This is a genomic window from Sphaerimonospora mesophila (genome assembly GCF_001417795.1).
GTDB lineage: Bacteria > Actinomycetota > Actinomycetes > Streptosporangiales > Streptosporangiaceae > Sphaerimonospora > Sphaerimonospora mesophila.
The window spans coordinates 119,480-132,979 of sequence record NZ_BCBX01000044.1; the positions used below are offsets into that span (position 1 = coordinate 119,480).

Annotated in this window: 10 protein-coding genes and 1 pseudogene; 6 read left to right on the top strand and 5 right to left on the bottom strand. The window is 73.1% G+C overall.

Features of this window, described 5'->3' with window-relative positions; all coding sequences use genetic code 11:
* The first annotated feature begins 74 nt into the window (after window positions 1-74).
* The 3 genes and pseudogenes from AP234_RS25730 (at window position 75) to AP234_RS38165 (ending at window position 3,033) form a co-directional block, all read left to right on the top strand.
* Window positions 75-665 (top strand): rhodanese-like domain-containing protein, encoded by a 591-nt coding sequence (locus AP234_RS25730; protein WP_055482305.1) that lies wholly within the window; start codon window positions 75-77, stop codon window positions 663-665.
* Window positions 666-744: 79 nt separating this feature from the next.
* Window positions 745-1,455, top strand: a pseudogene (locus tag AP234_RS38160) (sulfite exporter TauE/SafE family protein); the annotation flags it as partial.
* 192 nt (window positions 1,456-1,647) lie between these two features.
* Window positions 1,648-3,033 carry an MBL fold metallo-hydrolase gene (locus tag AP234_RS38165; protein ID WP_055482352.1) on the top strand — a complete coding sequence of 462 codons (1,386 nt, stop codon included), beginning with the start codon at window positions 1,648-1,650 and terminating at the stop codon, window positions 3,031-3,033.
* Between the two features lie 90 nt (window positions 3,034-3,123).
* Here the strand turns inward: AP234_RS38165 and AP234_RS25740 are convergent, their stop codons facing one another.
* From AP234_RS25740 to AP234_RS25750, 3 genes are all read right to left on the bottom strand, one after another.
* A complete protein-coding gene (locus tag AP234_RS25740; RefSeq protein ID WP_055482306.1) occupies window positions 3,124-4,017 on the bottom strand; it encodes a universal stress protein in 894 nt (297 codons plus the stop codon).
* A gap of 179 nt (window positions 4,018-4,196) precedes the next feature.
* A complete protein-coding gene (locus tag AP234_RS25745) occupies window positions 4,197-5,210 on the bottom strand; it encodes a hypothetical protein (protein WP_055482307.1) in 1,014 nt (337 codons plus the stop codon).
* Window positions 5,211-5,223: 13 nt separating this feature from the next.
* On the bottom strand, window positions 5,224-5,739 hold the full coding sequence (locus tag AP234_RS25750; RefSeq protein ID WP_055482308.1) for a hypothetical protein: 516 nt from the start codon (window positions 5,737-5,739) through the stop codon (window positions 5,224-5,226).
* A gap of 235 nt (window positions 5,740-5,974) precedes the next feature.
* On the opposite strand from AP234_RS25750, the gene AP234_RS25755 reads away from it, so the two are divergent.
* Window positions 5,975-6,298: a hypothetical protein gene (locus AP234_RS25755; RefSeq protein ID WP_162492447.1), complete on the top strand. Its 324-nt coding sequence runs from the start codon at window positions 5,975-5,977 to the stop codon at window positions 6,296-6,298.
* Here the strand turns inward: AP234_RS25755 and AP234_RS25760 are convergent, their stop codons facing one another.
* Window positions 6,299-6,763 (bottom strand): hypothetical protein, encoded by a 465-nt coding sequence (locus AP234_RS25760; RefSeq protein ID WP_200926711.1) that lies wholly within the window; start codon window positions 6,761-6,763, stop codon window positions 6,299-6,301.
* A gap of 81 nt (window positions 6,764-6,844) precedes the next feature.
* Window positions 6,845-9,172: a molybdopterin-dependent oxidoreductase gene (locus AP234_RS25765; RefSeq protein ID WP_083502434.1), complete on the bottom strand. Its 2,328-nt coding sequence runs from the start codon at window positions 9,170-9,172 to the stop codon at window positions 6,845-6,847.
* 228 nt (window positions 9,173-9,400) lie between these two features.
* On the opposite strand from AP234_RS25765, the gene AP234_RS25770 reads away from it, so the two are divergent.
* Both AP234_RS25770 and AP234_RS25775 read left to right on the top strand, forming a co-directional pair.
* Window positions 9,401-12,289, top strand: coding sequence for a helix-turn-helix transcriptional regulator (locus tag AP234_RS25770; protein WP_055482311.1), 2,889 nt, complete (start codon window positions 9,401-9,403; stop codon window positions 12,287-12,289).
* A gap of 87 nt (window positions 12,290-12,376) precedes the next feature.
* Window positions 12,377-13,498 carry an alpha/beta fold hydrolase gene (locus AP234_RS25775; RefSeq protein ID WP_055482312.1) on the top strand — a complete coding sequence of 374 codons (1,122 nt, stop codon included), beginning with the start codon at window positions 12,377-12,379 and terminating at the stop codon, window positions 13,496-13,498.
* Window positions 13,499-13,500 lie beyond the last annotated feature (2 nt).

A 13,500-nucleotide genomic window follows, 5' to 3' on the forward strand; every position in this document is an offset into this window, starting at 1 on the left:
CGTTTCCATGCGGCCCTGGCCGCTTCATGCCCTCCATATACCCCCCGGGGTATTCTACCGAAAGTGAGGAATCGATGACCATGAACGTTGCGCCCTCGACCGCCGACGTCACCACGGCGCGCGCGATGATCGCGTCCAATCCCGACGTGCTCGTCGTCGACGTACGGACCGCCGCGGAGTTCGAGACCGCGCACATCGACGGCGCGATCAACCTGCCGCTCGACCAGGTCGACGTCCACCTGCGCCGGATCGTCGCCGACGCGGGCGGCCGGCTGCTGCTGATCTGCCAGTCGGGCAATCGCGCGAACAAGGCGCAGCAGCGACTCTGCGAGGCCGGGCTGCCCGACACGGTCGTGCTGTCCGGCGGGATGAACTCCTGGATCGCCTCCGGGGCGCCGGTCATCCGCGGCAGGCGGAAATGGAGCCTGGAGCGTCAGGTGCGCCTGGTCGCGGGCGGCCTCGTGCTGGCGTCCATCGTGGCCGACCTGTGGCTGCCGGGGGCGCGGTTCGCGGGCGCCTTCATCGGCGCCGGCCTGGTCTTCGCGTCGGTCACGGACACCTGTGCGATGGGCATGCTGCTGTCCAAGCTGCCCTACAACCGCGGCCGGGCCGATGCCGCCGAGGCGCTGGCCTGCATCGTCAAGCCCGCCCGCTCCCGGGCCTGACCCGAGCCGACTTCCCGTCCCATGCGGCGGGGCAGTCTGTCTCCCATATACCCCCGGGGGTAATAGGAAAGGCTATGACATGCTCATCGTGACCCTGGCCGCCGCGGTGGTGGTCGGTCTGACGCTCGGGCTGTTCGGCGGGGGCGGGTCGATCCTCACCGTGCCGCTGCTCGTCTACATCGCCGGCGTCCCGGCCAAGCAGGCGATCGCCATGTCCCTGTTCGTGGTGGGGGTGACCAGCGCGGTCAGCGCGATCGGGCATGCCAGGGCGGGGCGGATCCGATGGCGGACCGGGCTCGTCTTCGGCGCCGCCGGCATGGCGGGCGCCTACGGCGGCGGCCTGCTCGGACCGCACCTGCCCGAGGCGCTGCTGCTCACCGCGTTCGCGCTGATGATGGCGGCCACCGCGATCGCGATGATCCGCGGCCGCGGAACACCACGGCGGCCCCCGGGACGCCCGGATCCGCCGATCACGCACGTGGTGGCCGAGGGCGTGATCGTCGGCGTGGTCACCGGTCTGGTCGGCGCCGGCGGCGGCTTCCTGGTCGTTCCCGCTCTGGTGCTCCTCGGCGGCCTGCCGATGAGCGTCGCGGTGGGCACCTCGCTGATCGTCATCGCGATGAAGTCGTTCGCCGGCCTCGCCGGCTACCTGCAGAGCACCCCCGTCGACTGGTCGATCGCACTGTCCGTCACCGCCGCCGCCGTCGTCGGCGGGCTCGTCGGCGGGCGGCTCGCCCGGCGGATCCAGGCCGACCGCCTGCGCAGGGCCTTCGGCTGGTTCGTGCTCGTGATGGGCGCCTTCGTCCTGAGCCGGCAGACGCCGCCGGAGCTGCTCCGCTCGCCGTGGGCCGTCGCCGCACTGGTCGCCGCCGCCCTGCCGGCCGCCGCCGCATACCTGCTTCGCGCACGCAGGAGACGTCACCAGAAAGACCACACCCGGTTGCAGCCGCGATCCGGACCGTCACCCACAGGAGGAAATGAAATGATCTTCACACAGTACTATCTGGACTGCCTCTCGCAGGCGTCGTACCTGATCGGCGACGAGAGCAGCGGCCGCGCCGTCGTGGTCGACCCCAGGCGCGACATCGCGGAGTACGTCGCCGACGCCGAGGCGCACGGCCTGCGGATCGAAGGGGTGATCAACACCCATTTCCACGCCGACTTCATCGCGGGTCACCTGGAGCTGGCCGCACGCACCGGCGCGTGGATCGGGTACGGCCGCCGGGCCGAGGCGGAGTACCCCATCCGCAAGCTGGCCGACGGCGAGCGGATCGAGCTCGGCGACGTGGTCCTCGAGATCATGGAGACGCCCGGTCACACGCCCGAGTCGATCAGCGTGCTCGTGTACGAGCACGCGAGCGATGCCGTGCCGTACGGCGTGCTGACCGGCGACGCGCTGTTCATCGGCGACGTCGGCCGGCCGGACCTGCTCGCCTCACTCGGCATGACCGCGGACCGGCTGGGCCGGATGCTGTACGACAGCGTCCAGCGCAAACTGATGGCGCTGGACGACGAGGTGCGGGTCTTCCCCGCACACGGCGCGGGCTCGGCCTGCGGCAAGAACCTCTCCATGGAACGACAGTCGACGATCGGACGGCAGCGGCTGACCAACTACGCCTGTGCCCCGATGAGCGAGGAGGAGTTCCTGGCCATCGTCACCGAGGGACAGCCGGCCGCGCCCGGCTACTTCGGCTACGACGCCATGCTCAACCGGCAGAACCGCGAACTGTTCGACATCGGCGCGCACGCCCGTTCGCTGTCGGTGGAGGAGGTCCTGGCCAGGCGGGAAGCGGGCGCGGTCGTCGTCGACGCCAGGGACGCCCAGGAGTTCGCACTCGCCCACCTGAAAGGCTCGATCAACGTCTCGGCCGACGGCCGGTTCGCCGAGCGGGCCGGCATGGTCGTCACGCCCGGCAGCGAGATCATCGTGGTCGCCCCGCAGGGCCGGGAGGCCGAGGTCGTGACGCGCCTCGGCCGGATCGGCTTCGACACGGTCACCGGCCATCTGCGCGATCCCGAGGCCGCCTTCCTCACCGTGCCCGGCGAGATCGCCCACTCCTCCCGGGTCACGGCCGCCGACCTGCGGCAGGCGCTGGACGGGGAGGAGCCGCCCGTGCTCCTCGACGTGCGCAACGAGGGGGAGGTCGCCGGTGGGGCCATCGGGGCATCGATCAACATCCCGCTCGCCGAGCTCGCCGCCAGGCTGGCGGAGGTCCCGGCCGACCGTCCGGTCGTGGTCTACTGCGCCGGCGGCGCCCGCTCCGCGATCGCCGCCAGCCTGCTCACTCACACGGGGCGGGCGGAGGTGTCCGACCTGATCGGCGGGTACGACGCCTGGCGGCGCGCGCTCACACCCGCCGAGGCGTAGGCCGCCGGAGGACGTACCGATCAGGGCCATGGCCGGGTTCCGCTCGTCGCGGAGCCCGGCCGACGCCCGGGGTGAGCCGCGTGCCGATCACTACGTCGTTTCCGGTCGCGGCTTCTCCTCGGCGGGCGGCGCCTTCGGCCGTACCACCGCGATCGGGCCGTGGGCGTGGTGCAGGACGGCCCGGCTGACCGACCCCAGCACCAGCGACCGCACCGCGCCGCGTCCCCTGGAGCCGACGACCACCAGGTCGGCCTCCGCCGAGGCCTCGACGAGGGCGGTGACCGGGTGGACCGACACGACGGCCGGCACGGCGTCCACTCCGGGATGCTTCTCCCGCCACTCCCTGAGCGTGCCGGTCACGAGGTCCTCGTGCGCCCGCCGCACCTCGTCGAGGTCATAGACCATCGAGGGGGCGTAGACGTACGTCGGCAGCTGCCAGGCGTGCACCACCCGCAGCCGGGCGCCGCGCAGCGCGGCCTCCTCGAAGGCGTAGGCGAGCGCCGCCTCGGATTCGGGCGAGCCGTCGAACCCCACGGCGATCTCCCCCCGTACGGCCGGCGGGCCCGGGCGTACGACGACCACGGGCGCGTCCACGTGACCGGCGACATGGGTGCTGACCGATCCGAGCAGCATCCCGGTGAAGCCGCCCAGGCCACGGCTGCCGACGACCAGCTCGGTGGCGCGCTCCGCCTGCCCGCGCAGGACGTGGACGGGCTCCCCCTCGATCATCTCGGTGGTGACCTCGGTGCCGGGCCGCCGTTCCCGCGCGGCCTGCTCGGCCTGCCGCAGGATCTCCCGTCCCGACCCGGCCAGGTGGTCGTACACGTCGGAGACCGGATAGCGGGGGATGTCGTACGGCGTGAGGTCGAGGACGTGGACGATGCGCAGGGGCAGGTGCTTGCGCGCGGCGTCGTCGGCCGCCCACTCCACGGCGGCGGTGGCGGCGGGTGAGCCGTCGGTCGCGACCACGATCGGTTCTGTCATGGCTTCTCCTCTTCGTCACACCGGTCGATCATCGCCTGCCGGCGTCGTCTTCCGGCTGCCGATCTCAGCGTCGGCCGGGGCAGGCGCCGGAACCAGGGGCGCAGGGCCTTCCCGGCGATGGACCTTGGCCACCGGGATCCGGAGGCCGAAGGTCACCGCGGGAGCGTGACCGCTCCCACTCATGCTCTCCCCATCTCCCGCGCTCTGCGTCGCCGCCTGAAGAGGAGGAAGCCGGCCGCGGCGAGGACGGGCACCGCCACCGCGGTCGCGGCGACGCCGAGAGCGGCCGACCTCGGCCCGACGGGCCGGCCGGTGGTTCCCGCGGCCGTGGGAAAGGTGAGCGTCGCCGTGACCGTACGCCGGATCATGCCGCTCGACAGCTCCAGGCGGACGTCCCATGGGCCGTTCGGAAGCCGTTCGTCCAGCACCACCCGCACGGGAGCACGATCACCCGGGGCCAGTGCCGTACCGAGCGTGACCGGGAACGGGCCGGCCCGCAGTCCCCCCGGCCCGTCCGACAGGGTCAGCTTGCCCCCCATCTCCAGGACCCGGCCTCCGGTGTTGCTGACCTGTGCCAGGACCTCCGGCCTGCCGTCCCCGGCCCGCGCCGGCACCAGCTTCTCGACCTGGAAGTCCGAGGCGGGTTCGCCGCCGACACCGACGTCGAGGTAGACGCGGATGCCCACCCGCGCCGCCACTCCGATGTTGCGCGTGCCGCTCGGCGGAGCGTCGGTCTGCGCCCAGACCACCGCGTAGCGCTCCCCCTCCGATGCCATGTCGGGGACCCGGATCGTGGTCGTCACCACGGCATGGCCGCGAGCGGGCACGTCGAAGGCGGGGCGGTCGAAGGAGATCCAGCTCGTCAGCTCGTTGCGTGCGCTCCCCGCGCCCGCGGTGAACCGGTGCCGCTCGATCGTCGCCGCGGTGGCGCCCATGCCGACGTGCAGCGGCTTGGCCGAGGTGTTCGTGACCTGCACACGCCTGCGGATGGTGCTTCCCGGCTTCAGGTGGTCGACGATCTCATAACGGGCGCGCGGGTCGTTCGCGCGGTTGACCGGAGCCTCCAGCAGCCGGATCCCGAAACGGCCGCCGTCGTCCCGGCCGCCGGAGACGTCGGCGGCGGCATGCGGACCGCCGCCGCCCACGCCCAGCACGAGCGTGAGCAGCAGCGACGTCGTCAGCACACGGAACACCGGGAGCAGGCGATCAGGCGACCAGATGGGTCACCGTCCCGGTGTAGTCGACCGCCGTGGCCGTGTTGGGCACCGCCATGGCCAGCGTGGGGTTCCAGCCGGCCGCGTTGCTCCCCGTACCGGCCGTGTGGGAGAAGGCGGTGATGGGAGTGGTGCTGAGCGGGCCGGCCGTGCCCGGCGTGAAGGTTCCGTCGCCGACCGTCGATGTGGCGTCCCCCGGGGTGTACGTCACGGCGGACGCGGGGATCGCCGGCACACCGGTGGCGGCGAAGTCCGTCGCGGACACCGTGGCGGTCCAGGCGGCCGGGTTCGCGCCCCGCAGGTCGGTGACCGTCACCGTCCCCAGCTGTCCGGTGATCGTGGTCCCGGGAGCCCCGGACCCGATGGTCACGGCGGCGGGCACCGCGATCGACAGCGCGCCCGCCGTCACGGTGAACGTCGTCGTGGTGTCCTCGGCGTTCGCCGGGGCGACGTTCATCACCGTCAGGGCGGCGGCACCGGCCATGAGAAGGGCGAGGCGACGCACCATTTCATTACTCTCTTTCCTAAAAAATCGGATTATTAGACCGCTTAATGACTGAACCGCCCACACGGGCACGCGATCACTTCCGGAGGTTATGCGCGCCGGTCGGCGGTCACCGGGGGACATGCCGAGCGCACACCTCAATGGGATGGCGTCTTTTCACCTCTGTGAGGGAGCGGCCGGGTGGACCTGCCGTTATGGGAGGATCTGTAACTGTTGTGCTGGTTTTAGACGGATGATCGTGACGACTGCTCCCAGTCGGGTGATCGGTGGCCGCTACCGGCTGCTCCGCCGACTCGGCCAGGGCGGCATGGGCACGGTCTGGGAGGGCCACGACGGCCTGCTCGACCGGCGCGTGGCGGTCAAAGAGGTGACGCTTCCGCCGGGGACGAGTGACGCCCACCGGGCCGAGACGATCGAACGGGCCACCCGCCGGGAGGTGGTGCAGGTCATCTCCACCGGGTCGTCGCTCTGCTACTTCCACTGGCAGGTGCGTGAGAAGCACTGGGAGACCTACGAGCCCACCATGCGGGCGGTCTTCGCCTCCTTCGCCACGCCCGCCTGATCAGGAGGCGACGATGAGGGTCTGGGGGGCGATCTGGCGCATCAGCGTGCGCAGCCACAGCAGATGTGCCGCCGTCGCGGCCCCGCAGTGGCGGACGGCGTCGACCAGTTCCTCGTCCCCGACGCCCTCGGCCGCCTGCGCGATGAGCGTCCACGAGATCTCGCACTGGGTGGCCAGCAGATAGAGGTCGTGCAGGTCGCGCAGCAGGCCGAGCCTGCCCCGCCGGGCCCCGGAGAACAGCGCGGAATGCATCCGCTCGGGCTCCTCGGACAACTGCGCCGAATACCTCCGGACGAAGGGCTCCAGCCGCCGGGCGTTGTCGCCGCACTGCTCGGCCAGTCGCTCGCACACGCCGATCAGGTCGGGCTCGTCGGGATGGGCGCGCCGTACCGCGCACAGGGCGTCGGCCAACTCGTGCTGGGACCGGTGAAGCAGACCGAGGTAGTGGGCGAGATGCATTCTCATCGGCCGTCTCCCTCCGGCTCGGTTGACCTGTCCCCGCTTCAGCCGCCGGCCGTCACCTCCCGGAACTCTTCCGCCAAATGATCATGCAGGATGGGATGCCGTCAGATCGAGGGGGGAGGCGACGGAGTAGTCGCCGCCGGTCTCGGCCGCCCTGGGCACCACGCGGACCAGCGCCGGGGCGAGCAGCGGCTGCCTGGCGACCGGATCCCAGCCCGTGACGACCAGCGCCCCGTCCATCACGCCGTCCACCGCGCCGTCAGCGCTCCCGTTCAGGACGTCGAGGTGCGCGCCGTTCAGATGGGTGCCGTTGGGAGACCCGCCGTTCAGGTGGCCGCCGTTCAGCGACGCGCCGTCGAGCGGAGCCTCGGCCTCCTGCGACGGCTCGTGGTCCGCCGCCGGCAGGAAGGCCCGGTCATGGTGTCCGGCCGCCCGGTTCTGCCGCGCCCCCGGCCGTGCCCCCTGGTGCGGCTCCGCGCCGTGCTCGGCTCCGGTCACGAGGTCGTGGCCGTACGTCTGGCACACATCGGGTCCGGTGTTGAAGCGGCCCCCCGCGTACAACCGCTCGGTGCCGTGCGAGGAGGAGGGCGTGCAGGGCCACTGGACCCCGCCGCCGCGGCGCAGCCGCTCGTAGGTGATGCCGGTGTAGTCGCACGGGCGGCCCTTCGAGCACGCCTGCCACGCCTCGAACGCCGACCGGGCGTCGTACCAGCCGACGAGAGGCGCGCCGTCCCGGTCGCGGAAGTCCATCCGCCGCGCGTAGTCGAGGAAGATGTCCAGGTCGGGCCGGGCCTCGCCGGGCGGCTCCACGGCCCTGTCGCAGATGTGCACGGTGCGGTCGCCCCCGGTGACGGTGCCGGCCTTCTCGCCCCAGCCGGCCGCCGGGAGCACCACGTCGGCGAGCCGGGCCGTCTCGGTCAGAAACAGGTCCTGGACGACCACGAACAGGTCCTCCCGCCGCAGGATCCGGCCGGCGCCGGGCAGCGAGCGCACGGGGTCGGCCGCCGAGATCCACAGCAGCCCGATCGACCCCTCCTCGGCGTACCGGAAGATCCGCATGGCGTGGGTGGCCGGCCCCCGGCGCGGGAGGTCGACGTTCCACAGGGCGGCGAGCTCGCGCACGTGGCGGGGGTTGGCCCAGTTGCGCAGCCCCGGAAGGCCGCCGGCCGCGCCCGTCTCCAGCGCGCCCCGCGCTGACGACGGCCCGCCCGCGTGCAGGATGCCGGCCCCCGGGTGGCCCAGCATGCCGCGCAGCAGGTGGACGTTGCCGACCTGGCAGGTGGCCGCCGTGGCCTGCCAGGCCAGGTGGAAGCCGCCGGCCACGACGGACACGAGGCGTTCCGCCGCCCCGAGGATCTCGGCGGCCTGCTCGATCAGGCTCACCGGCACGCCGCAGATCTCGGCGGCCCGTTTGGCCGGGTAGGCGTCCACGGTCAGGCACAGCTCCTCGAAGCCCGCCGTGTGGTTCGCCACGTAGGCCTCGTCGTACCAGCCGTTGGCGATCAGCTCGTGCAGCAGGCCGTTCATCAGGGCGACGTTGGTGCCGCGCCGTACGGCCAGGTGCACGTCGGCCTCCCGCGCGGCCGGCGTACCCTCCGGGCCGACGACGATCAACGCCGGGGGGCCGGGGCCGAGGCGGCGGTCGAGCACCCGCTCCCACAGCACGTGCTGCACGCCCTGGCCGCTCCCCCCGCTCTGGCCGCAGCCCCACAGCGCGAGCGCGTCGCAGTGGTCGACGTCGCCGTACGAGCCGGGCGGCCCGTCGGTGCCGAAGCTCTCCATGAGGGCCGCGGCCGCGGCCGCCGCGCTCAGGCGCGTGTCGCCGTCAAGGTGCGGCGTGCCGATCCCGGCCCAGCCGATGACGGCCAGGGTGTAGCACTCCTCGAGGAACAGCCGCCCGCCCGTGTGAAAACCGATGCGGCCCCACCCCCCGGGTCCGGCCAGCAGTTCCCGGGAGCGGGCGACGACGCGCTCCATGGCGGCGTCCCAGGTCGTCTCCACCAGCCGGCCGTGCTCCCTGACCAGGGGCCTGGTCAGCCGTCCCGGCCGGTCCTGCCCCACATGCCGCCAGCCCTGCCGTTCCTGGGGGTCCAACCGGCCGTGGTTGACCCGGTCGCCGGCCCTCCCCCGCATCCCCACCACGCGGCCGCCGCGCACCGCGAGGTCGAGCGCGTCACCGTGCGCGGAGACGGCGGGCACCCACGTCTCGACATCGGCCTCGGTGGTCCCCTCGTCGAGGAGGACGTCGACCCGCACCGGCCAGGGGCTGCCGAGGCAGATCTCCGCGGGCAGCGCGTCGCGCAGGCGGCCCGGGAGGGCGGCGGCCAGCCGTTCCACCGCCCCGGGAGGTCCGTACGGCGTGCGCGGTCCACTGAGCACCCCACCATTGAGGGCGGCGGTCCGGTCCAGCACCTGACACCTCCGCGGTGACGATGTGTGAACGACGCTCCCCGTACCCCGTAGTAAGCACCCCTCATCGCGGAATCGGGGGAACTGACCGGTTGCTTTTCGAATACTTGCCAAATGCCGTTAATTACGGCGTGTGACCCCTTTGACGGCTAGAGATCTGTAAAGTGCATTTACTGGGCCCTGTCGACACGGCTGACCGGGATCGAGCAGATCCCGTCACTTGGGGTAGGAATGGATGAACGTACGGCCCGGCCGGTCGTGACGGGCGCTCAGCCGCCGCTGGTCGGCCGGCGGGACGTGATCGACGCGCTGCGCGGCGCACTCGACGCGAGCCTCCGGGAGGGATTCCAGTTCGTCGCGCTGGCCGGCGAGCCCGGCGCGGGCAAGACACGGCTGCTCGGCGAGCTGGCGGCACTGTCCGCCGAGCGCGGCTTCGTCCGGCTCTGGGGGCGGGCCGCCGAGTTCGAGCAGGTGATGCCGTTCAGCGCGCTCGTGGACGCGCTCGACGACCACCTGGACGCACGACGTCCGGAGATCGCCGAGACCCTGCCGGCCGCGCACGCCGCCCCGCTGGCGCGGGTCTTCCCCGCGCTGGCCGCCACCGGGCCGATCTCCGAGGCGCCCGAGGGGGAGTTCGACGACGACGAGCGCAGTGGCCTCGGCCGCTACCGCGTCTACCGCGCGCTGCGCCGGCTGCTCGCCGCGCTGGCCGGGCCCTCGGGGCTCGTGCTGATCCTCGACGACGTGCACTGGGCCGACGAGGGCTCGATGGAGTTCCTCGACCACATCGTCAGGCACCCGGTGGGCGCACCGATTCTGATCGCGGTCGCGTACCGTCCGGCCCAGTCGACGCCGCGCCTGACCACGCTCGTCCACGGGGCGGGGCGGCACGGCCACGAGATCGTGGTCGGCCCGCTCGGCCCGGCCGAGGCCGCGCAGTTCCTCGGCCGCTCGGTCACCCGGGGCCACGGCCGGGCGTTGTACGAGGCGAGCGGCGGCAACCCGTTCTATCTGGAGGCCCTGGCCCGGATGTACGACGCCGACGTGGCCGCGCTGCCGCCCACCGCGCTGGCCGCGCTCCGGATCGAGCTGGACGGCCTGCCCCCGGCCGCGCTGCTGCTGGCCCAGGCCGCGGCGGTGGCCGCCGACGAGTTCGAGCCCGCCGTCGCGGCCGTCGCCGCCGAGATGCCGCTGCCCACCGCGCTGGACGCGCTGGACGCGCTGGTGGAGCGGGACATCACCCGGGCGGCCGGGGCCGGCAGGTTCCGCTTCCGCCACCCGCTGGTACGGCAGGCCGCCTACGAGTCGGCAGCACCGGGGTGGCGCCTGGGCGCCCACGCGCGCATCGCCGCGCATTTCGCCGCTCTCGGCGCCCCCGCCACGGCGCGGGCCCTCCACGTGGAGCAGTCGGGTTCGTTCGGCGACAGGGAGTCGATCTCCGTGCTGGTCGAGGCGGCCCGGGCGGTCGTCGCGCACGCGCCCGCGACCTCCGCCCACTGGCTGCGGGCCGCGCTGCGGCTGATGCCGGACGACCAGGAGGCCCGCGAGGACCGGCTGGCCCTGCTGATGGAGCTGAGCTGGGCACAGGGCATCAGCGGCAGGCTCGCCGAGGGCCGCGACACCGCCCGCGAGCTGCTACGGCTGCTCCCGGAGGACGACTACGCGCGCAGGGGACGCGCGGCCCGGGTGTGCGCGCTGATGGAGCGCCAGCTCGACCGTCCGCACGAGGCCCGCGCGCTGCTGCTCGACGAGCTCAGCCGCATGCCCAACCCGCGGGCGGCCGAGGCGGTGCCGCTGCGGATGCGGCTGGTCGCCGAGAGCATGATGCGGGTCGACTTCCGCGCCGCGCAGGCGGTTTTGGACCTGATGCCGGACTCGGCCGACGACTGGGAGCCGGGGCTCGCCGTCGCCGTCGCCGCGCTGCGGCCGATGCCGGCCTTCGCCGCCGGGCGGACCGAGGACGCGCTGCGCAGCGCGGAGACCGCCGACCGGCTGCTCGCGGCCGCACCCGACGAGCACCTGTCCGAGTGGCTGGACGCCATCGCGTGGCTGTGCTGGGCGGAGAGCTACCTCGGCCGGTACGGCGACGCCCTGCGCCACTTCGACCGGGCCGCGGCCGTCGCCCGGTCGACCGGACAGAGCTACATCCTGACGAACCTGCTGGCGGGCCGCGCCAAGACGCTGGTGGCGCTCGGCCGCCTGGACGAGGCCATGGAGACCGCCGAGGAGTCCGTCGAGGGCGCGCGGCTGCTCGACTCGGGCCAGCAGCTCGTGTTCGCGCTCACCCAGCTCTGCCTGGCCGCCTCGTGGCGCGGCGACGACGAGACCGCCGTGCTCGCCGGCGACGAGGCCGTACGGCGCGGCGTCGGCGGCGGCGAGGTGTGGGAGGCCACCGCACGCTTCGCCAGGGGCCAGGCACTGATCAACGCGGGACGGCCGGAGGAGGGCGCCGAGGCCGTGCTGGACGCCTGCGACCGGTTCGAATCGCCGAAGCTGGACCGGGGGACGCTGCTGCAGGCGTGCGAGGCGCTGGCCTGGGCGGCGGCGGTCCGCGGCGAGGACGCGCAGGCGGCGGCCTGGGCGGACCGCACGGCACGGCTCGACGACCCCCGCCTGCCGGCCTTCGCCGGGCTCGTCCCGCTCGCCCGCGCACACGGCCTGCGCCGTACCCGCCCGGCCGACTCCGCCGCGGCGGCCGAGGAGGCGGCCGGCCTGCTGAGGGGGTGCGAGCGGCGCCTGGACGCCGGGCGCGCCATGCTCGCGGCCGGGCTGGCGCATCTGGAGGCCGCGCAGCGGAGCCGGGCGCGCGACTGCCTCAAATCCGCCGTCGAGATCCTGGAGGCGTGCGGCGCGCGGACCATGACGGCGCGGGCGCACCGCGCGCTGCGCCGGCTCGGCGTCCGCGTGGCCACCGCCGCCGCGCCGACGGCCGGGCTCGGGCTGTCCCCCCGGGAGTGGGAGGTGGCCAAGCTGGTGGCGCAGGGCCTCACCAACCAGCAGGTCGCCCAGCGGCTGTTCCTCAGCGTGCGCACGGTCGAGACGCACCTGTCGCGGATCTTCACCAAGCTCGAGGTCTCTTCCCGGGTCGGCGTGGCCACCGCGCTGAGCCGCGCACGATGATGTACGGGTTTTCCACGATGCCGACATCCGCGGCGGGACTGGAATGGTTGCCCCGTGCCCTGAACGCGGGGGCACGAGGAGGCGAGAATGGGTCACCGCATCCCGCGCTTCACGTCGGCGGGAGTGGCCGAGGCCGAGGTGTCGGTGCATCCGTTCACCACGGAGGACGAGTTGGGGCTCACCCTGACCCGGTTCCGCCGGGGCGGCCAGGACGGTGGCGACGGTCACGACGACGTCGTGCTGCTCGTACACGGCCTGACCTCGTCCAGCGACATGTTCATCATGCCGGAGCAGGTGAACCTGGTCCGGTTCCTGCACGGCAACGGGTTCGGCGACGTGTGGGCGCTGGACTTCCGGATGAGCAACCGGTTTCCGTACAACGTGGAGACCCGCCGGGACACGCTGGACGACATCGCCTGCTTCGACTTCCCGGCCGCGCTGCGTGAACTCCGCCGCCACACGGGGGCGCGGCGGGTTCACGTGATCGCGCACTGCCTGGGGTCGGTGTCGTTCCACATGAGCCTGTTCGGCGGTGTGATCGACGGGATCGCGAGCCTGGTCGCCAACAGCGTGGGCCTGACGCCCCGGGTGCACGGCTGGGCCCGGCTCAAGCTCATGCTCGGGCCGGAGCTGCTCGAGTACGGCCTGGGCCTGCCGTACCTGGATCCGCGTTTCCGGGACGCTCCCCCGCTCACCCGCCGGTGGCTGCTGGCCAGGGCCGTCTCCCTGGCCCACCCGGAATGCCGGGAGGCGGCCTGCCACATGCAGAGCTTCATGTGGGGCAGCGGCAGGCCCGCGATGTACCGGCATCGCAACCTGCGGCGGGAGACCCACGTCCACGGGCGCCTCGCCGACCTCAACGGCGCCTGCTCGCTGCACTACTACCGGCACGTGCGGAAGATGGTCGCGGCTGGGCGGGTGGTGCGGTTCGACGCCGGCGACCCGCGGCACGCGGCGCTGCCGCGCGACTACCTGGCGCGCGCCGCCGAGATCGACACGCCGATCCTCTACCTGACCGGCGACCACAACGACGTGTTCACCGACTCCAACGTGGCCTGCCACCGGCTGCTGTCACGGATCAGTCCCGGGCGGCACGAGCTGCGGATCATCCCGGGCTACGGGCACATCGACCCCCTGATCGGCGGGAACGCGCACCTGGACGTGTTCCCGCACATCCTCGACTTCCTCAAGCGGACCTCCTCAGGCTGAGA